23 protein-coding genes are annotated in these 26,472 nt (G+C 64.8%); 15 read left to right on the top strand and 8 right to left on the bottom strand.

Features of this window, described 5'->3' with window-relative positions; all coding sequences use genetic code 11:
- Window positions 1-12: 12 nt before the first annotated feature.
- From CURSPS6_RS07870 to CURSPS6_RS07860, 3 genes are all read right to left on the bottom strand, one after another.
- Window positions 13-723: a methionine ABC transporter permease gene (locus CURSPS6_RS07870; protein WP_051687742.1), complete on the bottom strand. Its 711-nt coding sequence runs from the start codon at window positions 721-723 to the stop codon at window positions 13-15.
- Entirely contained in the window at window positions 723-1,781 is a 1,059-nt protein-coding gene (locus CURSPS6_RS07865) for a methionine ABC transporter ATP-binding protein (RefSeq protein WP_082470227.1), read from the bottom strand. The genes CURSPS6_RS07870 and CURSPS6_RS07865 overlap by 1 nt, the downstream gene beginning before the upstream one ends.
- Before the next feature lie 131 nt (window positions 1,782-1,912).
- Window positions 1,913-2,809, bottom strand: coding sequence for a MetQ/NlpA family ABC transporter substrate-binding protein (locus CURSPS6_RS07860; protein WP_030015369.1), 897 nt, complete (start codon window positions 2,807-2,809; stop codon window positions 1,913-1,915).
- 400 nt (window positions 2,810-3,209) lie between these two features.
- Between CURSPS6_RS07860 and CURSPS6_RS07855 the strand changes: the two genes are divergently transcribed.
- A complete protein-coding gene (locus CURSPS6_RS07855) occupies window positions 3,210-4,628 on the top strand; it encodes an RbtT/DalT/CsbX family MFS transporter (protein ID WP_082470224.1) in 1,419 nt (472 codons plus the stop codon).
- 274 nt (window positions 4,629-4,902) lie between these two features.
- On the opposite strand, the gene CURSPS6_RS07850 is transcribed toward CURSPS6_RS07855, so the two are convergent.
- Window positions 4,903-6,405 carry an MFS transporter gene (locus tag CURSPS6_RS07850; protein ID WP_235503696.1) on the bottom strand — a complete coding sequence of 501 codons (1,503 nt, stop codon included), beginning with the start codon at window positions 6,403-6,405 and terminating at the stop codon, window positions 4,903-4,905.
- A 349-nt stretch (window positions 6,406-6,754) separates the two neighbouring features.
- On the opposite strand from CURSPS6_RS07850, the gene CURSPS6_RS07845 reads away from it, so the two are divergent.
- From CURSPS6_RS07845 to CURSPS6_RS07805, 10 genes are all read left to right on the top strand, one after another.
- The gene (locus CURSPS6_RS07845; RefSeq protein WP_152978087.1) at window positions 6,755-8,209 is read left to right on the top strand and encodes an LLM class flavin-dependent oxidoreductase; all 1,455 of its coding nucleotides are present in this window, start codon (window positions 6,755-6,757) and stop codon (window positions 8,207-8,209) included.
- Between the two features lie 36 nt (window positions 8,210-8,245).
- Window positions 8,246-8,797 (top strand): flavin reductase family protein, encoded by a 552-nt coding sequence (locus tag CURSPS6_RS12695; protein ID WP_200910866.1) that lies wholly within the window; start codon window positions 8,246-8,248, stop codon window positions 8,795-8,797.
- Complete coding sequence (locus CURSPS6_RS12690; RefSeq protein WP_030015363.1) at window positions 8,794-9,222, top strand: ester cyclase; 429 nt, start codon at window positions 8,794-8,796, stop codon at window positions 9,220-9,222. Before CURSPS6_RS12695 ends, CURSPS6_RS12690 begins: the two co-directional genes overlap by 4 nt.
- A gap of 11 nt (window positions 9,223-9,233) precedes the next feature.
- Window positions 9,234-10,010 (top strand): 2-keto-4-pentenoate hydratase, encoded by a 777-nt coding sequence (locus tag CURSPS6_RS07835; RefSeq protein ID WP_030015361.1) that lies wholly within the window; start codon window positions 9,234-9,236, stop codon window positions 10,008-10,010.
- 40 nt (window positions 10,011-10,050) lie between these two features.
- Window positions 10,051-10,893 carry an IclR family transcriptional regulator gene (locus CURSPS6_RS07830; RefSeq protein WP_051687741.1) on the top strand — a complete coding sequence of 281 codons (843 nt, stop codon included), beginning with the start codon at window positions 10,051-10,053 and terminating at the stop codon, window positions 10,891-10,893.
- A 56-nt stretch (window positions 10,894-10,949) separates the two neighbouring features.
- A complete protein-coding gene (locus CURSPS6_RS07825; protein ID WP_030015359.1) occupies window positions 10,950-12,554 on the top strand; it encodes an aldehyde dehydrogenase (NADP(+)) in 1,605 nt (534 codons plus the stop codon).
- Between the two features lie 36 nt (window positions 12,555-12,590).
- A complete protein-coding gene (locus tag CURSPS6_RS07820; RefSeq protein ID WP_051687740.1) occupies window positions 12,591-13,925 on the top strand; it encodes a flavin monoamine oxidase family protein in 1,335 nt (444 codons plus the stop codon).
- 12 nt (window positions 13,926-13,937) lie between these two features.
- Window positions 13,938-14,393: a riboflavin kinase gene (locus CURSPS6_RS07815; RefSeq protein ID WP_051687739.1), complete on the top strand. Its 456-nt coding sequence runs from the start codon at window positions 13,938-13,940 to the stop codon at window positions 14,391-14,393.
- A 275-nt stretch (window positions 14,394-14,668) separates the two neighbouring features.
- Entirely contained in the window at window positions 14,669-15,433 is a 765-nt protein-coding gene (locus CURSPS6_RS07810) for an SDR family NAD(P)-dependent oxidoreductase (RefSeq protein ID WP_030015354.1), read from the top strand.
- A gap of 6 nt (window positions 15,434-15,439) precedes the next feature.
- Window positions 15,440-16,198, top strand: a complete 759-nt coding sequence (locus CURSPS6_RS07805) for an SDR family NAD(P)-dependent oxidoreductase (protein WP_030015353.1) — start codon at window positions 15,440-15,442, stop codon at window positions 16,196-16,198.
- 95 nt (window positions 16,199-16,293) lie between these two features.
- On the opposite strand, the gene CURSPS6_RS07800 is transcribed toward CURSPS6_RS07805, so the two are convergent.
- Window positions 16,294-17,256, bottom strand: a complete 963-nt coding sequence (locus tag CURSPS6_RS07800) for a sugar-binding transcriptional regulator (protein WP_051687738.1) — start codon at window positions 17,254-17,256, stop codon at window positions 16,294-16,296.
- 125 nt (window positions 17,257-17,381) lie between these two features.
- Here CURSPS6_RS07800 and CURSPS6_RS07795 point away from each other — a divergent pair, with 125 nt between their 5' ends.
- From CURSPS6_RS07795 to xylB, 4 genes are all read left to right on the top strand, one after another.
- Window positions 17,382-18,476: a zinc-binding dehydrogenase gene (locus CURSPS6_RS07795; RefSeq protein WP_030015349.1), complete on the top strand. Its 1,095-nt coding sequence runs from the start codon at window positions 17,382-17,384 to the stop codon at window positions 18,474-18,476.
- 125 nt (window positions 18,477-18,601) lie between these two features.
- On the top strand, window positions 18,602-20,293 hold the full coding sequence (locus CURSPS6_RS07790; RefSeq protein ID WP_030015348.1) for a dihydroxyacetone kinase family protein: 1,692 nt from the start codon (window positions 18,602-18,604) through the stop codon (window positions 20,291-20,293).
- Between the two features lie 82 nt (window positions 20,294-20,375).
- A complete protein-coding gene (locus tag CURSPS6_RS07785; RefSeq protein WP_030015344.1) occupies window positions 20,376-21,881 on the top strand; it encodes a mannitol dehydrogenase family protein in 1,506 nt (501 codons plus the stop codon).
- A 40-nt stretch (window positions 21,882-21,921) separates the two neighbouring features.
- On the top strand, window positions 21,922-23,319 hold the full coding sequence (gene xylB / locus CURSPS6_RS07780) for a xylulokinase (protein ID WP_235503695.1): 1,398 nt from the start codon (window positions 21,922-21,924) through the stop codon (window positions 23,317-23,319).
- Window positions 23,320-23,371: 52 nt separating this feature from the next.
- Here the strand turns inward: xylB and CURSPS6_RS07775 are convergent, their stop codons facing one another.
- From CURSPS6_RS07775 to CURSPS6_RS07765, 3 genes are read right to left on the bottom strand one after another with little or no spacing between them, the layout of a single operon-like run.
- Complete coding sequence (locus tag CURSPS6_RS07775; RefSeq protein ID WP_030015341.1) at window positions 23,372-24,115, bottom strand: GolD/DthD family dehydrogenase; 744 nt, start codon at window positions 24,113-24,115, stop codon at window positions 23,372-23,374.
- Between the two features lie 2 nt (window positions 24,116-24,117).
- On the bottom strand, window positions 24,118-25,629 hold the full coding sequence (locus CURSPS6_RS07770) for an FGGY-family carbohydrate kinase (protein WP_051687854.1): 1,512 nt from the start codon (window positions 25,627-25,629) through the stop codon (window positions 24,118-24,120).
- A gap of 46 nt (window positions 25,630-25,675) precedes the next feature.
- Window positions 25,676-26,374, bottom strand: coding sequence for a hypothetical protein (locus CURSPS6_RS07765; RefSeq protein WP_030015339.1), 699 nt, complete (start codon window positions 26,372-26,374; stop codon window positions 25,676-25,678).
- Window positions 26,375-26,472: the final 98 nt, after the last annotated feature.

Genomic DNA, 26,472 nt, shown 5'->3' with positions numbered 1-26,472 from the left:
GGGCGGGCCTGACTAGCGGCGCATGATCTTGCGCGCGAGCCAGTTGCCGAAGAGCTGGACGAACTGGACCATGACGATGATGACCAGCACCGCGGCCATCGTGATGTCCCAGTTGAAACGCTGGTAGCCCTTGGACAAGGCGTAGTCGCCCAGGCCGCCGGCGCCGATGTAGCCGGCCATGGCGGACATGTCGACCACGCCGATCAGCAGGAACGTGTAACCGAGGATCAGGGGCCCGAGAGCTTCCGGCAGGATGACGGAGAACATGATCCGGGAGCGCGTCGCGCCCATTGCTCGCGCCGCCTCGATCACGCCCGGGTCGATCGAGACGAGGTTCTGCTCGACGATGCGGGCCACCGCGAAGACCGCGGCGACGACCATGCCGAAGACGGCCGCCTTCATCTCGATCGTCGTGCCGATGGTCGCGAGCATGACCGGCCCGAGGGCCACGAGCAGGATGATGAACGGGATTGGGCGGACGAAGTTCACCACGAGGTTCAGGACCCAGTTCAGGGCGCGATTCTGCAGGATGTTGCCGCGCCGCGTGGTGTACAGCAGGAGACCCACGATGAATCCGAGGATGCCGGCGATCACCATGGTGATCGCGACCATCTCGATGGTTTCCCAGGTCGCCTGCAACAGGTCGGGGCGGACCTCCGACCAATCGGTCTTGGGCTTGGCCTCGAGGGAGGCGGACAACAGGGTGTGTGCTGACAGCGTCATCAGGCGCGCACCTCCTGGACGAGAGTGACGGATTTGAGTTGTTCGATGACGGCCTCGATGGCCGTGACCTCACCCAGCAGTTCGAGGGTGAGTTTGCCGTAGGTACGGCCCTGGAGGGTCTCCAGGCCGCCGTCGACGATGTTGAAACGAACGTTGCGCTCGCCCAGGCGGGAGAGGACGTCGCCCAATTTGGTCTCGTCGGTCACCTCGACGCTGATGAGGAAGCCGCGGTGGCGTTCCTTGAGCTCACTGGCCCGAGCCCCGGAAGGCGTGGGCTTGACCGTCGTCGCGACGAAGCGCTGGGCCGGGGCCGTTTGCGGGTTCGAGAAGACGTCGTACACGTTGCCCTCCTCGACCACCTTGCCGCTTTCCATGACGGCCACCCGGTCGGCGATGGAGGCCACAACATCCATCTCGTGGGTGATGACGACGACCGTGATCCCGAGCTCCCGGTTGACCTTCTTGAGCAGGCCGAGGACCTCCTCGGTGGTCTCGGGGTCGAGGGCAGAGGTCGACTCGTCGGCCAGCAGAAGGCTCGGCTCGGTCGCCAGCGAGCGGGCGATGCCGACGCGCTGCTTCTGACCGCCCGAGAGCTGATCCGGATAATTTTTGGCCTTGTCTCGGAGGCCCACGAAGTCCAGCAACTCCTGAACCCGCTCGCGGCGTCGTGCCGTGGACCATCCCGCAACCTTGAGCGGGAATTCCACGTTGGCCGCGACCGTCTTGGAGTTCATCAGGTTGAACTGCTGGAAGATCATCCCGATGCTGGTCCGCGCCTTGCGCAACTGAGCATCGTTGGCGCCGGAGATCCGCGTTCCGTCAACCGTCAGGGTCCCCGAGGTCGTGGACTCGAGCCCGTTGATCAATCGGACCAGGGTGGACTTGCCCGCGCCGGAGTACCCGATGATCGCGAAGATGTGGCCGCGCTGGATGGACAGCGAGACATCGTCGACGGCCGTCACGGTGGTTTTCCCGACGGTGAAAACCTTCGAGACGCGATCGAGGACCACCATGTCCGAGGGATCTTCCCCGGTTGTGGAGCTCGTGTGCTCGGTCATGTGTTTCCCTTACTGCTTGTCGATGGGTTGCCGGAGCCGTCAGGCCCCCACAGCACACGAGACGCCGGCAGGCGGTGGCCGGCCGGCGTCTGACGAACGGCGGGTCAGCGACCCGCACGCGCGCCGTGCTACTACTTCTTGTCTTCGTTCTTCTTGTCTTCGTCCTCGAGCTTCTTCTGCGTGTCACGGAGCTTCTGGACGTCCGTGTTCACCACCACGGCGGTGTTCTTGGAGGACTTCTGCTGGGCGTCCTGAACCGGCTTGCTGCGGTAGATATCGAGGATCTTCTTGTAGGTGTCGTTGTCCTCCTGGCCCTTCTGGGACACGAAGACGTTGACGTACGGCAAGGCCGAGTCCTGGTTGGGGTCGTCCTGGAAGAGCGCGTTCTTCGGATCCAGGCCGGCGTCATCGAGGAAGTCGTTGTTCACGACCGAACCGTCCACGGAGGACATCGAGGTCACGGTCTGATTGGCCTCGACGGCGGTGACCTCGACCTTGGACTTGTCCTTGTCGATGTCCTTCTCGGAGGGCTGCGCGGCGTCGTTCTTGAGCTTCAGGAGCCCGGCCGACTTCAGCAGGCTGATGGCTCGGGCCTCATTGACGGCGTCGTTCGGGATGGCGATCTTGCCGCCCTGGGGGATGTCATCCACCGACTGGTGATTCTTCGAGTAGAGGCCCATCGGGAAGATCGCGGTGGGGCCGACGATCTGGAGATCGTCGTCGTTATCCACGTTGTAGTTCGCGAGGTAAGAGATGTGCTGGAACCAGTTCAGGTCCACCTGGCCCTGGGTCAGCTGCGGATTGGCCTCGGTGTAGTTATCGAGTTCTTTGTACTCGATATCGATGTCCTGTTTGGCCGCCTCTTCCTTCAGGACGGTATTGACGTCCATTTCTTTGGCGATAGCGATTTTGACGATCGTCTTACCGTCTTTGGTCTCGGGTCCGCTGGGTGTCCCGCCGTCGCCGCAGGCGGCGAGGGCCACGGTGATCGGAATGAGGGCCAAAAGGGCGCCAAGTTTTTTCTTCACGGCTATGAATCTCTCTACTCGGTGCGGTGAGTGCGATGCGACGGTCCGTGGCGGACCCATCGCCTGCCCAATTACACCACGGACCTTTTAGTCGGAAAGAAGTCGCGAATTTATGTATGTGAACTCTTCACGGAGCTTCATAATTCGACACAATTCACGAGAGGCTCGGCGAGCCCGCTCTCCGGCCGGTCGTCGAAGAGCATCCTGCGCCCCGCGGCGGCCGACATGGGGTTATCGCGTGAACTTATGTTCAGAACGGTTGTGCGAATGAGATCGTTGCGCTTATGCTGACCGCAAGCCTGTGGGGCGTCTCACGTAGTGGCCGGCGTATGTCGGCCCGTCGCCGCCGGGCACGTTCATCAATGGGGACCGACGTCGCGCCCCACAGAAGGAGCACCTTATGTCTTCCACCGCCGGCACTTCGGCTCCTCAAGTCGAGGGGCATTTTCTCGATCGCATCGGAATTCCCCAGGTCCTCAAATGGGGATTCCTCGGGGTTCTGCTCTTCATGACCGGCCTGGGTGTCGAGTCCAATATCCTGACTCCGCACCTCGTCGAGGTTCTGCACAGCAAGGAGAGCGCGGTGGCTGCGATCATCGCGTCGTACTCGCTCGCCGTCGCCGTCGGCAGCTACCTTTCCGGGGCCCTCTCCGACCTCATCGGCCCTAAGAAGGTCATGATGATCGGCTTCCTGGTCTGGGCCGTTTTCCAGGTCGGCTTCATCCTGGCCATGGCCAGCGGAGTCTTCTGGCTCGTGGCCGTCACGTACTTCTTCCGCGGCTTCGGCATGCCGCTGTTTACCTTCTCCTTCTTGGTGTGGGTCAACATCACGGCCCTGAAGTCCAAGGCGGGAACCGCCATCGGGTGGTTCTACGTGATGTTCACCGGCGGCCTTCCGACGCTCGGATCGCTGGTCGCGATCGGCGCGATCCCGACCTTTGGCGGCGGGGTCGGCGGCGAGACCGGCGCGATCATCTTCTCGTGCGTTCTCAACGTCGCCGGTTTCCTCCTGGTGTGGCTTGGTTGCCACGACGAAAAGGGCAAGCGGAGGATCGCCCCCGAGGGCGAGACCGCATCGCAGGTAATCTTCTCCGGACTGCGCCTGACGTTCACCAACACCAAGGTCCTTCAGGGATTCCTGGTTCGCCTGATCAACACCGCACCCGAGTTCGGCATGTTCATCGTGATGCCGGCCGTCATCAGCACGAGCCTCGGGTGGGGCCAGTCGCGCTGGTTGGCGATGACGGTGGCGGTCTACGCAGGCAACATCTTGTTCAATGCGTTCTTCGGCAACCTGGGCGACCGCCTGGGCTGGGTCACGACGGTCCGCTGGTTCGGTGTCTTCGCCTCGGCGGTTTCGCTGCTCGCGTGGTGGTACGTGCCCCACATGGTTCCGGCCGGATCCGGCTGGGGATACATCGTCTCGGTGGTCGCGGGTGTCTGCTACGGCATCTTCCTCGCGGGCTTCGTCCCGATGGGAGCGATCATGCCGGCGAATGCGCCGCAGCACCGTGGTGCCGCGATGGCCATGTACACGACCGCGGCCGGGGGCGCGACCTTCCTGGGCACCGCGGTGGTCACCATCGTCCTGAACATCACCGGGGCGTTCGGCATGAGCACCTTTGCCCAGAACTCCGCCGTGATCTGGACCTTCGTCGCGCTCTACGCGTGCGCGTTCATCATGGTCGGCAACCTGCGCACCGAGCAGGATGACCCGGAGCACCGCCGCAAGATCAAGGAAGCGGACACCCAGGCCCTTGCGATTCAGGAGGCCAACGAGAATCGCGTGACGATTCAGGACCCGGCCGGCCGCGACTGATCGACGGGGTCGTGCCCTGCCGGGCTCTGTAACGCTGTCCCACGACGACGCCCCCGCAACAACCTCATCGGTTGTTGCGGGGGCGTCGTCGTTGGCTTAACGGTCGGTTCGCTCCTCGAGTATCAGGCCCTCCCATGGCAGGGATCGGATATTTCCGAAGAACATGGCGGCCGATGGGTATGCCTCCAGTGAGGCGATGGGGGGTTGAGGCGTTGAGGTCGAGTACATGGATCCTCCTGGGTCGTGTCAGACGTCGCGTTGGTGGGGCTGAGGGTCAGTGGGGGCGGTTTACGGGAACGAAGATGGGCATGGTTGAGGTGTCGAGGTTCTCGTCACGGTCCTGGCCTCGCACCAGCGCCTCGGCCTCTTGGATGGACTCGACCACGGGCACGGATCCCACGAGCGGGCGCCGGGCCGACTCCTTCAGGAAAAACAGGGCCACCAGCGCGAGCAAAGCGAAGAACATCGCGTAGAAGGCCGGTGAATAGGCGCTGCCCGTCAACTGCATGAGTCCTTGGCTGAAGAACGGAGCGGTCCCGCCGAAGGCCGAGAGTGCGACGTTGTGGGTCAGGCCCATCCCGCCATAGCGTGAGGCGGTCGGAAACAGTGCCGGCAATACGGATGCGGTGAGGGAGAGGTATCCGGTTACTGGGATGGCGATCAGGAACATTGCGACGTATACCGACCACTCCGTGCCGCGGTGAACGATGGCGAAGGCAGGTATCAGCAGAATCAGGGTCGAGGCGATCGAGATGAGGTAGACCGGCTTTCTGCCTACCCTGTCCGAGAATCTTGCGGCGAACGGGATGCCTGTGGCGACCAAGATCAGGATCGGGATCGTGGCGACCGCCGCACCCACCGAAGTGACTCCTACCTCCGTCTCGAGGTAGGTGGGCATGTAGCTGGTCAGGATGTAGGACAACGAGCTGTCCGCGGCGGTCAGGGCGCAGCCGATCAGAATGGCCGGCCAGTAGTTCTTCAGGATGCCGAGGACGCCGTAGCGACGGAAGATCGACCCGGGCGGGATGGTCACGGACTTGTTGTACTCCTCCTCGAACGCCGGAGTTTCGGGGGTCCGGGTACGGAACCAGATGACCACGGCACCCAGGGGGATGGCGACGAGGAAGGGGATGCGCCAACCGCCGTCGAGCATCGCGCCCTCGCCCCAGATGCGGGTGGTCACCACCGAGGTGATGGCGACGACGCCGGCGCCGGCCGCGAATCCCAGCATGGATTGGCTGTTGAGCCACGACGTCGCGATGCCGCGCTTCTTGTCCGCAGAAAACTCCGAGACGTAGGTCGCCACACCCGAGAACTCCCCGCCCGTGGAGAAGCCTTGGATCATTTTCAGCAGGTACAAGGGGATGAGTGCCCACAACCCGATGGTGTGAGAGGTGGGGAGGAGCCCGATGAAGGCCGTCGAACACGCCATGAGGGTAATCGTCAGATAGAGGATCTTCTGACGGCCGATTTTGTCTCCTAGCGGACCGAGGATCATGCCTCCCAAGGGTCTCGTCAGGAAGGAAACTGCGAAGCCGGCCAGGGTGACCAGGAGGCCGATTCCCTCGTTCATTCCGTGGGTGAAGACCGACGTGATGGTTACCGCCAGGTACCCGTAGATGCCGAAGTCGTACCACTCCATGAAGTTTCCGACGCCGGCCCCTATCTGCGCGCGTCTCATCTTTCGTTGGTCGACGATGATCACGTCGCGAACTTCGAGGTCCCGCCCCATGAGGGGTGGGGCCGATAGTGACTCGGTGTGCTCCTGTTGTGCCATCCCGTGTCTCCTTCGGATGCGGTGGGGGCGGGTTGAGGCCCGCATGGCTCACATAACGACCAAGATGTTCATTAGATGGACGTTATTCGTGCTTGATGCATCATCGTAGGGTGCTCTGAATCACAGGTCAAGGGCCTCGGTCAACTAGGCGCTAGGATCGCAAATTTTCCGGCAAATAGATCCACATTGCCTGTAATCCGGGATTTTCCTGTCGTCTTGTGTGTGGCTTACTTTGTGGTCCTGTCAAAATCTCCAGCAGAAAACCACTTGACGCTGTGATTTGCACTACCGTAGGTTGTAGTCATTCAGTAAACGAGACGTTCATTAGATGAACACAAAGGAGTGTGGGATGAACACGCCGATGCGGCTCTTCGCCTTCGATTTCACGGGCCCAGCTCACCTGTCTGCCGGTCTCTGGCGCCACCCGAAGGACCGGGGTGACGAGTACACCTCGGTGCGCTACTGGACCGAGTACGCGACCATGCTCGAGAACGCCGGGTTCGACGGGATCTTTTTCGCCGACAACGTCGGGTACCACGATGTTTACAGGGGGTCCGTGGCGGATTCCCTCCGAGACGGCGCGCAACTTCCGGCCAACGATCCGACATACGTCATACCCGCCATGGCCGCCGTCACCAAGCGTCTGGGGTTCGGCGTCACGGCGAGCACTACGTACGAGAATCCCTACTCCCTGGCCAGGAAGTTCACGACCCTCGACCACCTGACCGACGGCCGCATCGGGTGGAACGTCGTGACCTCGTACTCAGACAGCGCGGCCAGGAACCACGGAATGGGTGACCACCACCTTGGTCACGAGGAACGCTATGCCAGGGCCGAAGAGTTCATCGATGTGGCCCTCAAACTCTGGGAAGGGTCGTGGGAGGAGGATGCCGCTCCGGTTGACCGCGCCGCCGGCATTTACGCGGACCCCGACAAAATCCACCCGGTGCAACACCGGGGAGAACATTTTTCGGTCCCCGGAATCCACCTCTGCGAACCGTCCCGACAGCGCACGCCGGTTATCTTCCAGGCCGGCGGATCGAGCCGAGGCACCGAGCTGGCGGCCCAAACGGCCGAGGCGGTGTTCATGAATGCCACGTCGAAGGCCGGGCTCAAGAAGCAGGTGGACAACCTGCGGCACCGCGCCGCCGAGAACGGGCGGGATCCGAAGAACATCGCAGTCTTGCAGATGATCACCGTCATTAGCGCGGCAACCGACGAGGAAGCCGAGCGCAAAGCGCAGGAATATCTTTCCTACGTTTCCTACGACGGTGCCATGGCTCGGTATAGCGGCTGGTCCGGTCTGGATATGGACACTTTTGATCCGGATGTTCCCCTCGCGAACGTCAACACGAACGCGGGCCAGACCATGGTGGATCTGTTCTCCAAGATGGACCCCACCAAGGAATGGACGCCGCGCGATATCGCCGAGTACATCGGGTTGGGAGGCACCTCTCCCGTCATCGTTGGGGGTCCGTCCACCGTGGCCGACGAACTTCAGTCGTGGATCGACGAGACGGGAATCGACGGTTTCAACCTGGCCCATGCCGTGGCCTATCAGGACGTCAGCGACTTCGCCGAATACGTGGTTCCCGAACTCGTCGATCGCGGTCTGCTGCTCACACCCGATAACGGCACGTCGCTCAGGGCGGCCCTGTTCGGTGGGGCTTCTGACCATCTCAGGGCCGATCATCCCGGCGCCAAGTATCGGCGTGGGTCGGTTCCCACGCCGGGACCGGAGATGTCCACGGACGCGCCGTCGGAGGCAACCGCGGGCCAGGCCCTGTCCACGGCCGGATCCTGAACACGCAGCACAACATATGAGAAGGAGGAGGACAGCATGAGCGCTACGCCCTCAACCGCCCCCGCGGCGGGAAACGTCATTACCAAAGAGGACTATCGCACGGTCTTCGGGCAATTGCCCACGGGAGTCACGGCGATTACCGGCCGTACCGACGAGGGCCATCCCATGGGCTTGGTCGTCGGAACGTTCGCGTCCCTCTCGCTCGATCCGCCGCTGGTCACGTTCTGCGTCGACAAGTCGTCGAGCACGTGGCCCAGCATCCGGCACATGGAGCGCTTCACCGCAAATATCTTGACGAAAGACCAATTGCCGACCTGCCGGGCACTGTCGCGTAAAGGCGCCGACAAATTCAGGGACGTTGCCTATTCCGAGAGCCCGCTTGGCACGCCGCGACTTGAGAACTGCCTGGCTTGGATCGATTGCCACGTTCTCTCCGAGGTCGTGGCGGGAGACCACTACGTCATCGTCGGTTCCGTGGAGGTCATGGAGGCCGGCGTCGGCGACGCACTGCTCTTCAAGGGCGGGAAATTTGGACGGTACGAAGGGATCGATATCGATCCCGGGAACACGGGAGGGGTCGCACGATGACTGACATGTTAAATAAGGTCACCGACGCATGGACGCGAGCCTGGGGCGAAGGAGATACCCAGGCCTTCGAGGATCTGGCCGCTCCCGAGTACCGGCGTCATTCCAAAACCGGTGAGGAAGGCATCGAGGAGGTTACCCAGCAGATCCGACAGTCCTCTGCTGCCTTCAGCGATTTCACGGTCGAGGTTGTCAACGCGATCGAAGACGACGGCGTCATCGCGATCCTGTGGCGAAGCACCGGCAAACACACGGGTGAGTTCATGGGCGTCCCACCCACGGGGCGAACCGTGACGGTCATGGGCTCTTCGTTTATCGAGCATCGGGACGGGAAACTTATCGACGAATCTTCGGTGTGGGACCCGCGAGAGCTGCTCTCCTCGATGCGGATCTGGCACCTCGGCGACTTCCTGCGACAGAGCAGTTAGGAGAGTAACCCATGGATATCGAGACAATCGCCCGTTCCATCATCGATGCGACGGATCGTCGCGAACCGATGGAACGCATTTTTCCGGACGAGACCGGCATGACGGCCGATCGCGCCTTCCGTGTTCAACAGGAAATCGTCCGGTTGAAGACCGAGCGCGGAGACACAGTGGCGGGGTTCAAGCTAGGAAACATCGCTAAGGCGATGCAGAATCGGTTCGGAATTGATCAACCCGATTTCGGATACATTATGGCCGAGCAGTTCCACCCCGAGAACATCACCCTCCCGTCGGAGAACTACATACAGCCCTTCGTCGAGGTGGAGCCGGCCTTCGTCCTGAAACGCTCCTTGGGCGGAAGACACACCACCTCCGCGGACGTGATCCGGGCGACTGACTTTGTGGTTCCGGCCTTGGAGATCATCGACTCACGGGTTCGGGGGTGGGACATCGGCATCTTCGATACGCTGGCCGATTCCGGCTCCACCGGGGCAATCATCCTCGGATCGCAACCGCGTTCCCTGAACGAGGTCAACCTTGCGGATACGCCGGGGCGAATCGACATCGACGGTCGCACAGTCATGACCGGCAATACCTCCGAAATTTACGGAAGTCCCATCTCCGCGATCGCGTGGTTGTGCAGGCGGCTGTCGAATTACGGCATCACGTTTTCGGAAGGCGACGTGGTCCTTCCCGGCAGTTGCCTCGAGGCCATCGAAATGCAGCCCGGGACCGACCTGGAAGGTGTCTTCGAAGGTTGGGGTGGTGTCCGCGTGAGATACGGAAGCTAGGCCATAGGCTGGTGGTAATCGATAGGAAGGCCACCACAGAATGACCGAGAAAGACCTCGAAGCAACCTCCGGCACGACGGGCGGCAACCGGTCCGTGGCCCGAGCGGTACAGATTATCAGGGCCGTGGCCGGTAGCGCGGACCCCGTGACGGCCAGCGAAGTCGCGAGAATCGTCGACTTGCCCCGGCCCACGGTCTTCCGGATCCTCCTCACCCTGGAGGAAGAAGGGTTCGTCGATCGTTCGAGCAACCACTACAAGCTGGGCTGGGACCTTGCTCGCATTGCGCGCAGCGTGGATCCCAAGGTCGGGATCGCTGCCCGGGCGGAACCCATCGTTCAAAGCATCGCCGAGGACCTCGAGGAAACCGTGACCCTGAGCGTGATGCAGGGGCCGGGCGATCTCGATCTGGTCATGCAGAAGTCTCCCAGAACAATGGCCGTGCGGCTCAATGACATGAGCGGGATGAAATGGCCCTTGCACGCTTCGGCCACCGGGAAATTGGTGCTGGCGGACCTGAGCGAACAAGAGCTCAGATCGGTGGCGGCTTCGGGACTGACGAAGATCGCGTCCAAGACGATCACGGATTTCGACGAGCTGGTCAAGGAACTCGCGTCCGTGCGAGGCAACGGCTGGGCAGAGATCGAGGACGAGCTCGAGGACGGGGTTTACTCGCTGGCCGTCCCGATCCAGGACAGCCACGGGGTCATGGTCGCGGCCGTCGCCCTCGTGGCCCAGAGCTACAAATTCGACTCCGTGAGCTTCCGCAACGAAAAATTGCGGATCTTGCTCAACGGGGCCCACGACATCAAGAAATTGCTGTATTCCGCGACGTCGAACGACGACAGGGAATCTCCCGAGGGGTCGATTCAAGCGACCCCATAATCGGATTCTGATTCTTCCGTCTTCGCCGTCGTGGGATCGGCGAAGGAGGAAGAATCATGACGACGACAACCACTCAGGGTTCGCTCATCGGTGGCCGTTCGGTGACCGGCACCGCGGGAACCGTCCGGGGCGTGGATCCCCGAACCAACCAGGCCATCGGAGACGAGTTCTCGCTTCTGGGCCCGGCGCAAGTCGAGGAAGCGACGGAGCTGGCCCACGAGGCCTTCGCGACCTATCGGTCCACGGACCCCGAAACGCGCGGCGCATTCCTGGAATCGATCGCCGAGCGCCTGGAATCCGTCGGCGCACAGGTCGTCGAAACCGCCCAACGCGAAACTGGGCTCCCCGAGGGGCGGCTGTCCGGGGAACTGGCCCGCACAGCCAACCAGCTACGTCTCTTCGCGACCGTGGCCCGCGCCGGGGACTATCTGGGGGCCAGGATCGAACCGGCCCTTCCGGACAGGAAGCCGTTGCCCCGACCGGACCTTCGCCAGGTCAAGCTCCCCCTCGGCCCGGTGGCCGTTTTTGGGGCCTCGAACTTCCCCCTCGCCTTCTCGGTCGCCGGAGGCGACACGGCATCGGCACTCGCGGCCGGTTGCCCCGTCGTCTTCAAGGCCCACAACGCGCATCCCGCCACGAGCCGCATCGTCGGGCAGGTCATCGCGGACGCGGTGGCATCGGCAGGACTCCCGCCCGGAACGTTCTCGTTGATCTACGGGTCGGGAAGCACCGTCGGTCAACGGCTGGCGGCCGATCCGCGCATCAAGGCCGTGGGCTTCACCGGCTCGCGATCCGCGGGTGTTTCGCTCATGGAGACGGCCGCGGCTCGTCCGGTGCCGATCCCTGTGTATGCGGAAATGAGCTCGATCAACCCGGTCTACGTCCTTCCGTCCGCGATCCGCGAGAATGCCGGGGCACTCGCGCAGGGGTTCGTCGGTTCCCTCAATGGATCGGCGGGGCAACTGTGCACGGCTCCCGGGCTTCTGTGGGTTCCGGAGGGTCCCGAGGGGGACCGCTTGATCGACCTCGTCATCGAGGAACTCACCCGGACGTGTGGGCTTCCCATGTTGACCGAGGGTATCTGCCGATCCCGCATCAACGGCGAACATCACATCGTCGACGTGGAAGGGGTCGAGCTGATCGCCCGAGGCCAGGAAGGCGACACGGAGAACGCCCCGGCCCCGGCCGTATACCGGACCACGGCCGAGAATTTTCGCCATCGTCCCGAGCTCTCGGCCGAAGTCTTCGGGGCCTTCTGCCTGATCATCAGGTATGCATCCGAGGACGATCTGCTCCAGGCGGTTGGGGCGACGGAGGGGCAGCTCACCGCGACGTTGCACGTGGACCCAGAAGACGTTCAGGACATTCGTTTTGCGCAAGACCTCGTCACGGCGGTCCAGTTCACGGCCGGTCGGGTTCTATTCAACGCGTGGCCGACGGGCGTTGACGTGGGTGACGCCATGGTTCACGGAGGACCGTTCCCCGCGACATCGGACGGCCGCTCGACGTCGGTCGGAACCCTGGCCATCGACCGTTTCCTTCGGCCCGTGGTCTTTCAATCCACGCCCGAGACGCTCCTGCCCCAGAGCCTGTTGGACTCGAATCCCTGGCACCTGGTCCGTCGCGTCAACGGCGAGTACGTCCTGCCTGCGACCCAGTAGCACCGCGACCGGACAGCAACAGAGAAGGAGAATGTGATGCAGACATACGACGTAGTCGTCATCGGCGCCGGATTCGCGGGCTTGGTCGCGGCACGGGAGCTTGGACGCAAGAACAAAAAGGTGTTGGTCCTCGAGGCAAGAGACCGCATCGGCGGACGCACCTGGACGGACCATCGTTTGGGGCGCGACCTCGAACTCGGCGGAACCTGGGTTCACTGGACACAGCCCCACGTCTGGTCCGAAATCAGCCGGTATGGCCTCGAGGTCACGCGCGGCCCGCGCGCCGAGCGAACCTATTGGCACGCCGGAGGCCGCGTGGAGACGGGAGACCTCGAGGAATTCATGGACCTCATCGATCCCGGGATGACTCGGCTCCTGGAAGAAACGACGGACTGGATCCCGCGCCCGGATCGGCCGCTCTCGAACGAGAAGCTCGCCGAGGCCGACGCCGTGACTCTCCAGGAGAGGCTCGACGACCTCAACCTTCCTCCCGAGGAACGGGACGCAAATGCCGCCGCGTGGGTCGGGCACTTTAATGGGCCCCCGGACCATAGCAGTTTCGTCAACGGTTTGCGGTGGACCGCCGCCGCGGCGGGCCACTGGAAACTGATGCACGAATCCACGGCGATCTTCCGTCTCACGGAAGGAACCAAGACGCTCGCGGCTCACATCGCGGAAGAGTCCGGGGCCGAAATCCGGCTCGGTAGCCCCGCGGTGGCCATCCGCCAGGACGACGACTCCGCGACCGTCGTGTTCGGGGAAGGCGAGGAAGTCCGGGCGCGCGACGTCGTGGTGACCCTGCCCCAGAACGTCCTGGACCGCATCGAGTATTCGCCGGAGCTGTCCGCCGCGAAGAAAGCGTCCTCCGAGGAGAAAACCGCCTCGCAGGGCCTCAAGGTCTGGATCCGGGTCAAGGGGCCGATCGAACCGTTCTTCGCCTATTCGACACCGAGACACCCGCTGTCGGTGATTCGTACCGAGTACGTGGGGGAGGACGACGCCGTGCTCGTGGCATTTGGTGCCGACTCGACCCGTCTTGACATCGAGGACATCGACCAGGTGCGCGAGGCCGTGGGGGCCTGGCGAGACGACCTCGAGATCCTTGAGGTCACCGGTCATGACTGGATGGCTGACGAATGGGCCGGAGAGACGTGGATGATCAGCCGCCCGGGGCAGTTCACGAATTATCACGAGCAGATGAGTACGGCTGAAGGTCGGGTCCACTTTGCCAGCGGGGACTTCGCCAATATCTGGGCCGGCTTCATCGACGGCGCGATCGAGAGCGGCTTCCGGGTGGCGCGAGAGATCGAGGACACCGAGCGCGGGACCGGCTCCGGACGCGCCGGAGCAGTCCACAGGGCGAATAGTTAAGGAGGCGGCGAGATGACCACGATTACCGGACGAGTGGTTCCGGGGGATCAACGGGGCCGACTCCTGGGATTCCCCACGGCCAATATTGCGCTCGAGGGCGGAGAAGATATCGACGGCGTCTGGGCCGGAACGGTGTGGCTACCCAGCGGGGTCCGCTACCCGGCCGCCGTGTCCATCGGACGGAGGAGCACGTTCTACGCGGAATCGACGGAGCGCTTGTTGGAGGCGCACGTCATCGGGTACACCGGCGATCTCTACGGCACCGAATTGCGCGTGGACCTGAAGGCTTTCCTCAGAGAACAGATTCCCTTCCGCACCGCCCAAGAGCTGATCGACCAGATGCACGGCGACGTGGCCCACGTCCTGGTGGCGCGGGAATCGTGGGAGACCACCGTGGGTGTTGGCCGCCTCGGTCCACAGCGATGGGACGAAGAACGCGTGGCAGTGGCGACGGGTCTCACCTCATGAGGCCTGCTGAAAACATCACGGAAGCACGGCCGCTGATTCGAGCGGGAACCTTCGAGGCCCGACCGCGAGTTCCTCGCTGGGCCGTTCAGCGCGTGGCCTCGGCGGTTGAGGCGGAACCATCCATCGGTGGGGCAGGCACCGTGCGCGGGCCCGCGACCGCAGCGCGACGCGTAGCGATCGCTGCGATCGCGCAAAAGGCCGGTATGAGCCGGAGCCTCACCCGAAGGTGCCTGGACCAACTGGCGACATTCGATGAACAAGGAGAAAGATAGACGATGCGTTACGAAAACAAGGTCGCCTTGGTGACCGGTGCGGCCGGCGGCGTCGGCCAGGCCCTGGTACGGAAGCTCGTGGACGAGGGCGCCGCGGTGGTGCTGAGCGATCTCGCCGAAGAACGGACCGGGGAACTTGTCCGGGAAATCCGCGCCCGGAATGGCAAGGCCGCTTATTTAGCGGGCGACATCCGCGATCCCGAGCACTGCCGAGAGCTCGTGAATCTGGCGGAGCAGGAATTCGGTCGACTCGATATTGTCGCGAATAATGCCGGAATTATCCCTCGGGGCACGATCCTCGAAACAACCGACGACATGTGGCATATGGCGCTCGACGTCAACCTCACCGCGATGTTCTACATCTGTCGCGCGGCCATCCCGTTGATGAAGGCCAACGGCGGTGCGATTGTCAACACCTCTTCCGTATGGGGTGTTTATCCTGGCCCTGGCCACATCGCCTATTGCACGAGCAAAGGCGCCGTTGCTTCTTTCACCAAGAGCCTCGGCCGGGACCACGCGCCGGATGGAATCCGCGTCAACGCCGTGTGCCCACATGAGATCAATACGCCGATGCTGCGGTCGGGTTTCGAGCGGCGGGGTCTCGACCCGCAAAGTGCCATCGATGACCTGGGGCAAACCGTCCCGTTGGGACGTGTCGCGGAGCCGGAAGACATCGCTGACGTCATCTTGTTCCTGGCCTCCGATGAATCGCGGTACATCGCGGGTGAAACCATCGAAGTGACCGGTGCGAAGCCGGTAGGAAGCTGAGGGATCATGCAACTGACAGAAAAGGTTGCCCTCGTCACCGGCGGAGGCCAGGGGATTGGGCGTGGGATCGTGGAAAGATTCCTCGAGGAGGGCGCCCAGGTGGTCATCGCCCAGCGCTCACCCCTGGACGCCGACCTGCAAGCCCGTCCCGACGTCGCACATGTGGTCGTAGACCTGTCCGATTCGGAGGCGCTGGCGGACGTGGCGGAGCAGGCCGCCCAGGCCTTCGGCGCGCTCGACATCCTGGTCAATAACGCGGGATTCATGGCGGAGCACCACATCTCGGAGTTGCCACTGAAGGACTGGCAGCGCATGGATGCGGTCAACGTGACCGCCCCTCTCTTCTTGTCCCAGGCCGTCGTGGCGCACCTCCGGGAGAGGGGCGGGGGAAGCATTATCAATATCGGATCGGTCGAGGGCATACTCACGAACCCCGCGCATGCCGCCTATGCGGCGTCGAAGGCCGCGGTGCACGGCATGACGCGAGCCATGGCGATCGATCTGGGCCCGCTGGGCATCCGGTGTAACGCGATTGCTCCGGGGTGGATCACCTCGGAACTCAGCGAAACGTACCTGGATTCCAAGAAGGATCCCGCCGCGGCTCGGACGGCCCTTTTCAACCTCCATCCCATCGGACGGCTTGGCCAACCGGCTGATGTCGGGGACCTCGCGGTCTTTTTGGGTGGGGATCGCTCGGCGTTTCTGAGCGGCGAGGTCATCGTGCTCGACGGTGGGCGGACGATTCGGTTGCCGACACCGGAATAACCGGTGTTTCCACGGCCCCCCCCGTGGGAAGGCCATCGGCGCGAAGGGGCCGCTCGAACTTGTCGTTCGGCCGGCCCCTTCGCACGCCGCGGTGCTTAGCCCTGGAGCGCGCGCAGAATTCGGGTCGCGGTGGCTTCGTCCGTGACCAGTCGGCGGAAGTGGCGCATCGAGGCGGCCACGATGATCGACCAGCTCTTCTCCTCGCCCACGGCGACCGCCGTCGAGTACGGAATCGCGGAGAGGTCCTTGGTGGGAATGCGCACGGTCCTCTCGGACCCGGGAAAGGACAGTTCGCGCCCGTCGCGGTTGTAGAAGTGCAGGCAGACGTCGCCGATCGAATCGGTGAGGCTGTCCTTCGGGATGGAGGAGGCCAGCGAGGTCCGCCCGGTGGTCGGGGAGCCGACGCCCACGAGCGCGCCCTTGGCCGAGCTCCAGAGGCGGCGAACCTCGGCGAAGGACTCGTCCCTCTGCAACGCCTGGTAGATGCTCTTGGACGGCACGGCGCTGGCGAACAGTGGGGAGTATTGGCTTCCCGTGGTCTGGGCGAGCATGCGCACGATTTCGTTCGTTTGGTGCCACGCCTCGGGCTCGGAGACCCCACCCACGGAAGGGACCAATTTAACCCCGTCCATCCGGGACAGGTGCATCTGGGCGATCCCGTACAGGGCCATGCCGGAGGAGACCACCAGGGCGTCGCCGTTGCCGAGGTGCATGTCGTCCAGGGCGCGTTGGACCGGCGGAAGCATTCCCTGTCCCATGGTGGCCGGTTGCATGCCCTTGGCGAGGTAGACCTCGTCCAGCTGGAGCGCGGCGCGAAGGTGATCGGCCAGGTCGGAGCGGCCCTCGGCGTCGGGATGAATCACCCGGATCTGGACCATGCCCATGGACCTGGCCTGCGAGAGCATGCGGCTGACCGTGGGTCGAGACACCTTAAAGGCCTCCGCGATGGCGGATTGACCCTTGCCGTCCTCGTAATACATGCGCGCCACCGCGTAGAGGCGGTCGACGTCGTAGAGGTCGGGGAGGGTTTGGCGTTGGTCCATCGTGTGCTCGTTCATAGGCGGACAGGGCGCCTTTATCGTAACTCGGATTCGTCGTGATGAACATATGTGCTTGACATATGTGCTGGAGGCTCGAAGAATGTGTGGTACGTGACATACGCGCGCGACACAAAGGAGTGACCATGAGCACCACGGATCTACCCACCCAGATGCGAGCAGTCGTCTGCAATAAGCCGGAGGACTATACGCTCGAAACGCGCCCGGTTCCCGAACTCGGACCGGACGACCTGATGATTCAAGTAGAAGCCGTGGGCGTGTGCGCGTCCGACCTGAAGTGTTATCACGGCGCGGCCAAATTCTGGGGCGACGAGAACCGTCCCCAGTGGGCGCTCGAAGATACTATCCCGGGCCACGAAATCACCGGAACGGTGGTCGCGGGCACCGATCTGGCCTTCAACTACCACGGTGTGCACGAGGGAGACCGCATCGTGGTCGAGCAGATCGTGCCCTGCGGCGAATGCCGCTTCTGCCGCCGCGGCGAATACTGGATGTGCGGCCCTCACGACATGTTCGGTTTCCGCAACTTCGACGGTGGCATGGCCGAGTACATGCTCGTTCCCCTGCGTGCGCGGGTCCACCGCATTTCCAAGGACGTCAAGCCGCAGCACGCGGCCTTCGCGGAGCCGCTGGCCTGTTCGCTGCATGCCGTGGAGCGCGGGAACATCAAGTTCGAGGACGTCGTCGTCATCGCGGGCGCGGGTCCGATCGGTCTCGGCGCGATCATGGGCGTGCGCGAGAAGAACCCGCTGAAGATCGTCGCCCTGGACATGGACGACAACAAGCTTGCGCTCGCCAAAAAATGCGGCGCGGACGTGACCATCAACATCAAGAACGAGGACGCGATCGCCCAGGTCAAGGAGATGACCGACGGCTACGGGGCCGACGTCTACATCGAGTGCACGGGGCATCCCTCGGCGGTCGGTCAGGGGCTCAACATCCTCCGCAAGCTGGGCACATACGTCGAGTATTCGGTCTTCGGTCAGGACGTCACCGTGGACTGGTCCATCATCTCGGACGACAAGGAGCTCAGCGTTCTGGGCGCCCACCTGGGCCCCTACACCTGGCCCAAGGCCATCAGCCTGATCGAGTCCGGGAAGCTCCCGCTCGACGAGGTCTGCACCGATCAGTTCCCGCTCGAGAAGTTCCAAGAGGCCCTCGACAGCGTCGCCGATTCCGCCGGCGCGTCCATCAAGGTCTCCATCATGCCGCAGTCCTGACCTGCCCCGCGCGGGCCGGGGGACCCTCCGGCCCGCGCCCCGATTCACCGCACGCCGCCGGCCGACCAGCGGCCATCCCGGGAGCCGTGGTTGCTCCCGGGCGACCCCCCAGAGGAGACAGCTCGATGACGAAGCTCTACAACGATCCCGCCGAATTCTCCGACGATCAGTTGGAGGGATTCGTCGACCTGTATTCGGACCGGCTCGCCCAGGTGCCCGGCGGCGTGATCTCGCTGCCGCCCAAGACCCCGCAGGTCGCGGTCATCGTTGGCGGCGGATCGGGCCACTATCCGGCGTTCGCGGGACTCGTGGGCCCCGGATTCGCCTCGGGCGCCGTGGTCGGAAACATCTTCACCTCGCCCTCGGCGGCGCACGTCTACTCCGTCGCGAAGGCGGCCGATCAGGGCAAAGGCGTCGTGCTGACCTTCGGCAACTACGCCGGGGACAACATGAACTTCGGCATCGCGGCCAAGATGCTGAAGGCCGAAGGCATCGACACCCGCATCGTGGTCGTCACGGACGACATCGCCTCCGACCCGGATTTCCAGAAGCGCCGCGGCATCGCCGGTGACTTCACCGTGTTCAAAGCGATGGGCGCGGCTGCCGCGGCCGGCAAGAGCCTGGACGAGGTCGAACGCCTGGGGAACCTGACCAATCTCCGGACGCGTACCTTGGGCGTGGCCTTTTCGGGATGCACCATGCCGGGAGCCACGACGCCGCTGTTCGACGTCGCCGAGGGCCAGATGGGCGTCGGGCTCGGAATCCACGGCGAGCCGGGCATCCGCGATGACGCGCGCCCGGAGGCCGAAGAGCTCGGAAAGCTTCTCGTGCGCACCGTGTTGAAGGATGCCCCGGACAGCCCCGGCGGACGCATCGGCGTGATCGTCAACGGGCTCGGGACCACCAAGTACGAAGAGCTATTCCTGCTCTACCGCACGATCGCGCCCCTGCTGCGGGAAGCCGGCTACGAGATCGTGGATCCCGAGGTCGGAGAGCTCGTGACGAGCCTCGATATGGGTGGTGTCTCGTTGACCGTTCTCTGGCTCGACGACGAGCTCGAACCCTTGTGGACGGCGGACGCCTACGCCGCGGCTTACCGCAAACAGTCCGCGCCCCTGGGGACCATCGAGGAAACCTACGAGGCCACGGCGACCTCGGTCGACGAGGAATCGCTGGTCGAGGCGAGCCCTGCCGCGCTCGACGTCGCGGGCTCGATCCGTGAGGTCGCGCGCCAGGTCGCCGAGCTCATGCGGGACCAGGAGGACTACCTGGGAGAGATCGACTCCTTCGCGGGCGACGGCGACCACGGGCGGGGAATGGTCCGCGGCAGCGAAGCCGCTCTCACGACCATCGACGAAGCGCCGCAGAAGGCCGGCCCCTCGGCGTTGCTCCGGGCGGGTGGCCGGTCCTGGGCCATGCAGGCCGGCGGCACCTCCGGCGTTCTCTGGGGCGCATCCCTCGAGGCCGCCGCCAACCGGATCGACGACGCCGCGGACCGGCTCGAGCCTACGGACCTCGTCCAGGCGGTGCGCGCTTTCGCCGACTCGATGGTGACGCTCGGGGGCGCGAAGGTCGGGGATAAGACCCTCCTCGACGCCTTGTTGCCGTTCGCGGACGCCTTGGAGGAATCCGAGGCCCCGCTCGCCGAGGCCTGGTCGGAGGCCACCCGCGTCGCGAAAGACAGCGCCGAGAAGACCTCGGAGCTTCGGCCGCAAAAAGGCCGGGCCCGGCCCCTCGCCGAGAAATCCGTCGGGCACCCGGACCCGGGCGCCGTGTCCATGGCGATGATCCTCGAGCTCATCGGACAGAGCCTGTAGCCAGGCTGAATTCACCGCCATCGGGGCGGCTCGCGACACGCAGATTGCGGGCCCGGTGGCAGACCACGAAAGGGCGGCCGTCATGGTCACACTCAAGAACTCAACCCTCCCAGAGATCGAACGAGCCGCGGCACACAAGGTGCCCGAGGGCAGCACTTTCCGGGTGCCCAACTACAACCGTGACGAACTGACCGTCGGCATCGTGCATTTTGGCGTCGGCGGATTCCACCGGGCCCATCAGGCGCGATACCTGGATGACCTGCTCAGCCAGGGAGAGGCCAGGGACTTCGCGATCTGTGGGATGGGCGTGCTGCCCCACGACCGGAACATGCGCGACACCCTGGCCGAGCAGGACTACCTCTACACGCTCGTGGCCCGCTTCCCGGACGGCCACGAGGACACCCGGGTCATCGGCTCGATCGTCGACTACGTGTGGACCCCGGAGGATCCCGCGGGCGCGGTGGAGTACCTGGCTCAGGAGAACATCAAGATCGTCTCGCTGACGGTGACCGAGGGCGGTTATAACTTCAACCAGGTCACGCACGAGTACGCCCTGGATAACCCGCAGGTCGCGGCGGACATCGCCGATCCGGCCCGGCCGAGCACCGTGTTCGGACTGGTCACCCAGGCCTTGAAGGTGCGTCGGGAGCGCGGCATCCCACCGTTCACCGTGCGCAGCTGCGACAACATCCAGGGCAACGGGCACATGGCCCGACGCGTCTTCACGGCGCACGCGCGCGCCGTCGACGCCGAGCTGGCCGAGTGGATCGAGCAGAACGTCAGCTTCCCGAATTCCATGGTGGACCGCATCACCCCGGCGACGACCGACGCGGACCGCGAGTACGTCCGCGATGCCTACGGGATCGATGACGGCTGGCCCGTGGTGACCGAAGACTTCATCCAGTGGGTCATGGAGGACGACTTCGTCAACGGGAGGCCGTCGTACGAGGACGTCGGGGTTCAGATGGTCGACGACGTCGAACCCTATGAGAAGCTCAAACTCCGCATGCTCAACTCCTCGCACCAGGGCCTCTGCTACTTCGCGCATCTCGCGGGGTATCACAAGGTCGACGAGGCCGTCTCGAACCCGCTCATCGCGGATTTCCTGCGCGCCTACATGAAGAACGAGGCCGAGCCGACCCTCGACCCGGTCGAGGGCATCGACGTCGACGAGTACGCCGAGACGCTGATCCGACGCTTCACCAACGCGTACGTCAAGGACACCGTTCCGCGGTTGTGCGCCGAGTCGTCCGACCGGATCCCCAAGTGGCTGGTCCCGGTCGTGCGGGACAACCTGGACCGCGGAGGTCAGGTGAAAATGTCGGCGGCGATCATCGCGAGCTGGGCCCGCTACGCGGAAGGCGTGGACGAGCAGGGCGAACCGATAACGATCGTCGATAACGCCGAGGATAAGGTCCGCGCGGCCGCCCAGGCGCAGGCCGAGGACGAGCTGGCCTTTCTCCGGGACCGCGACTTCTTCGGCGACCTGGCCGATCAGGAGCGGTTCACGAGCGAATACCTGGCCGCGCTGCGGTCCCTGCACGAGGTCGGCAGCCTGAAGACCTTGGAGAAGCTCCTCGCCGAGTAGCATGGGCACGACATTCCCCCGAGCCGACGAGGAAGTTTCCGTGAGCACATTCGTTCTGGGGGTGGACTCGTCCACCCAGTCCTGCAAGGCACTTTTGGTCAACGCCGAGACCGGGGAGGTCATCGACTCCCGGCGCGCCTCGCATCCGGACGGTAGCGAGGTGGATCCTCGGGAGTGGGCCCGGGCGTTGCGCGAGGCCACCCAGGAGCTGTTGCCGCGGGCCGACGCCGTCTCGATCGCGGCCCAGCAACACGGCATGGTGCTCCTGGACGCGGAGGGCGACGTCGTCAGGCCGGCATTGCTGTGGAACGACACCCGCTCCGCGGAAGCCGCCGAGCGCCTCACGGAAAGCCTCGGGGGCCCCGCGGAGGCCGCTCGCCGGGTCGGGAGCGTGCCCGTCGCCTCGTACACCGCGACCAAGCTTGCCTGGGTCCGGGAGAACGAGCCGGAGAACGCCGCGAAGACCGCTTCCGTCGCGTTGCCTCACGACTACCTGACCTCGGTGCTCAACGACTCCGGGCAGCTGTGGACCGATCACGGCGACGCCTCGGGCACGGCCTATTACTCTCCCGCTCGCCGCAGCTGGGTTCCCGAGATCGCGGAGCAGGCGCTGGGGCGCCCGGTGGACCTGCCCCGTCTGGCCGAGCCCGGCCAAGCCGTGGGGAAAACCTCCGGCGGCGCCCTGATAGGGGCCGGAACCGGAGACAATATGGGCGCCGCGCTCGGGCTGGGGCTGGAGCCCGGCGACGTCGCCGTCTCGATGGGGACCAGCGCGGTGGCCATGATGGTCAGCGAGACCCCGACCCACGATGCCTCGGGGTGCGTCTCGGGTTTTTGCGACGCGACCGGCCGTTACCTGCCGCTGGCGTGCACGCTCAACGGGGCGCCGGTGATCGATCTGGGGTGCCGGCTCCTCGGGGTGGACCACGAGGAGTTCTCGCGACTCGCCCTGGAGGCCGAGCCCGGGTCCGGGGGCGCGGTCTTCCTGCCCTATCTCCACGGGGAGCGCACCCCGAATTTGCCGAATGCCCGGGCCCGATTCGGGGGCCTGACCGGGGACTTCACGCGGCCTCAGATGGCGCGAGCCATGGTCGAGGGGCTGGCGAGCTCCGTCGTCGAGGCGATGGGTTACGTGACCGGTCAGGTCGGGCGTGAACCCCGTCGAGTCATCTTGATTGGCGGCGGGGCCAAGTCGGAGGCCTTCCGGCAGATCTTTGCCGACCTCGTCGGGCGGCCCGTGCAGGTTCCGGAGGCCCAGGAGTTCGTGGCCCTCGGCGCCGCGCGCCAGGCCGCGTGGGCCCTCAGTGGTCGGGCCGAGCCCCCGACGTGGAGTGTGGCCGCGGCCCCCGAGGTCGATCCCCAGGGATCGCCGGAGGCCTACCGCGCTTACCTCGATTTCCGCCGCGAGACGTATCCCGACGCCACCCGCGACGCTTGACGGCTCCCGGCCCCTCCGAGGAAAAGCCGGCGGCCGGGAGCCGCCCGCTCGATCACACGGTGGTGTATCCGCCGTCGATGACCATGTTCGATCCGGTGACCATGGCGGCCTCCTCGGAGACCAGATAACCCACCATCGCGGCGACCTCCTCCGGGAGCGCGAACCTGCCGGTGGGAATCTGTTCCTTGGCCCGTTCGCCCTTCTCACCGGCCCACGCCTTCTTGCCGAGGGGCGTCTCCACGATGGTCGGCGAGACCGCGTTGACCGTGACCCCGGCGGCGGCCCACTCCATGGACATGACCCGGGTCATGCCGAGGATTCCCGCCTTGGAAGCCGAGTAGGCGACGTGTTCCTGAAGGCCCACGATGGCCCCCTGCGAAGCCAGGTTGACGATCCGGCCGTAGCCCGCCTGGGTCATGACGCGACCGGCGGCCTGGGCCATGTAGAAGGATCCGCTGAGGTTGATGTCGATGGTTCGCTTCCAATCCGCCGCCGACAGCTCGGCCGCGGGGCCTAAGAACACCACGCCGGCCGAGTTGACCAGGATCTGCGGTGTGCCCAGGGTTCGCACGACGTCTTCGACCACGGTTCCCGCGGCCTCGGGATCCGTCAGATCGGCCCGAAAACCCCGGTGGCCCGCGCCGGGCAGGGCCTCGAGGAGCTCGTCGAGCCCGTCCGCGATGTCGACCCCGGCGATGCGGGCGCCGCGTTCGGCCAGGTGATGCGCGATGGCCGCGCCAATACCGCTCGCCGCGCCCGTGACGATCGCGATGTTTCCCTCGTACTTCTGGTCCATGGTTACTCCTTCTTCTCGCCGCGGTTTGGTTCGGCCGGAATCCCCGCGGTGTCGATCCCGGCAAGATGATGGGCGATGCTCGCGGTGGACTCGTAGAGACTGCGGTAGTCCTCGTACAGCGCGTCGTAGACCGGCGTCGGTTGCGGCTCGATGATCTTTTCCACCGGATTCCACTCCTCCAGATCGGTGACGAATCCCAGCGCCTGCGCGACCATGAAAGCGTCTCCGTAGGAAGCGCCCACCGAGTGCCGATGAATGCTCTGGGGGCGTCCGGTCACGTGGGAGACGATCTGCGGCCAGAGATCCGAACCGACGCCGCCTCCCGCGCACGTGATGCTCTCGATGCGGGCGCCGGCTTGTTCCATCACGTCGATGTTGTGCCGGACCGCGAAAGCCGTGGCCTCGAGCAGCGAACGATAGATGTGCCCCCGGGTGTGCCGGAGGGTGAGGCCGGCCATGACCCCTCGGGCGTCCGGGTCCTGGATCGGGGTTCGTTCCCCGGCAAAATAGGGCAGCGTCAGCAGCCCGTCCGATCCGGGCGGCACCCGTTCGGCCTCCGCGATCAGCTGCGCGAACTCATGACCGCCGGTCAGGTCCCGGAACCACTGGGTCAGGGCCCCGGAAGTCGCCAGTCCGCCCGCGAGGTTTCGCGTTCCCTCGCGGGTGCCCGTGGTTCCCCACATCGAGGCGTGGCGCAGCCGTTCGGAGGAGTTGGCAATGAGGAAGAGGGTGGTTCCGTACATCAGGAACAGCTCGTTCTCCGAGGTCGCTCCGACGGACTCTTGCTCACTCCAGGCGTCGATGCTGCCGTAGATGACCGGGATGCCGCCGTCCAGCTCCGGTAGCTCGGGGTTCGGGCGGGTCCGGCCGCAGACGTCGTTGCTCCAGCCGAGCCTCGGAAGCTCCGTGCCTTCGGCGAAGCGATCGACCATCTCGCGGTCCCATTCCTGGGACTCCGGGTCGTAGAGCGGGGTGCATTGGCTTGCGGAATGCCGATCGAGCACGTACTCGCCCGTCAGATGCCGGATGATCCAGCTCGATGGCATGTACAGGCGCACCCCGGCGGCGAACGCCTCGGGATGCCGCTTGGCGAACCATCGTACTTTGGGACCCGCGGCCTGAGAGGTCAAGGTGGAGTCGCACCGGCGGAGGAGACTGCTCTGGTCGAGGACGGAGGTCATCTCCTCGATTTCTTCCCGCGCCCGGTAGTCCACCCCGTAGAGCGCGGCGGGGGCGAGCGGAACGTCGTCGAGATCCGTCATGCCCACGCAGGGCCCCATTCCGGAGACGCCGATGCCCGCGACGCGCACGCCCGCGCCGCCGACGATCTGCGCGTACAGCTCCTTGAATTCCCGCCACCAGGCGCCCATGTCCATCTGGACCACGCCCTGGGGGAGCCGCTCGACCTGGTGCGCGGCGGTCCTCTGATCGAGCACGGTCCCATCGGGGGCGACCAGCACCGCCTTGGTGCTGGAAGTTCCCACGTCAAGACCGAAAAATGCGCTGTCTGTCATGTGCTCCATAGTGGTACACAATGTGGGCCACGGCCACGCCTCGACGTTAATGGGCCGGTCCGTTACCCCGCATCCAGTCCGAGTCGTAGAGGTCGGGGTCTCCTCCGCGGTCCTTCTGGCGCTTGCGCTCGGCAAAGTCGGTCTGGCGGAGGATCGAGTCGTCCTCGTCCGGGGGCGTCCACATGCGCAACGCGACGAGTCCGGCGGAGAGGCTGGCCATCAGGAGGCACAGGAACCCGAGCTCGGACCACATGAGGACGTGCGTGCGGATACGTACCGGATCCGGGTCGGTAAGCCAGCCCGGGATCAGGTAACTGACCACGAAAAAGACGGCGCTGAGGACCAACATGCCGATGGGGACCCAGAACCACCGGGCACCGGTGCGCCGCGGACGTCGTCCACCCGCGTCCCGGAAGGCGGGGAGCAGGCGCCACCAGACCGAGACGAGGCCCGCGACGCCGACCAGCAGAGGCGCGATGCCTGTGAGCGCCCAGCGAGAATGACCGGACGCCGCGAGCCCGAAGACCGCCAAGACGCCCAACATGCAGACGGCCAGCGACAATCCGGCGGCCATCCGGCGATAGGCCGAGGCCCTGGTGCCGCCGCCCCGGGCGAAGCCCTGCGCGGTAGGGGCGGTCGGTTCCGCACCGGGGCGACCGGAGGCGGCCCCGTGCGGCGTTGCGCGGATACCGTAAGCCGGGGTCGGTTCCTCGGAACGATGCCCGGCATCGTGAGCGTGAGCCATGCCGAACCTCCCTGAGTGTGTCCCGTGGTGGGCGGCGGCCACGGTGTGTGATCAGCCCGTGCCTCCATGGTAAGCCGCGGGTTCGTCGCGGGTCATCC

Origin of the sequence: Curtobacterium sp. S6, assembly GCF_000710345.2 — a bacterium.
In the GTDB taxonomy this organism is placed as follows: domain Bacteria; phylum Actinomycetota; class Actinomycetes; order Actinomycetales; family Micrococcaceae; genus Rothia.
This window is presented reverse-complemented; position numbering and strand designations above follow the sequence as displayed.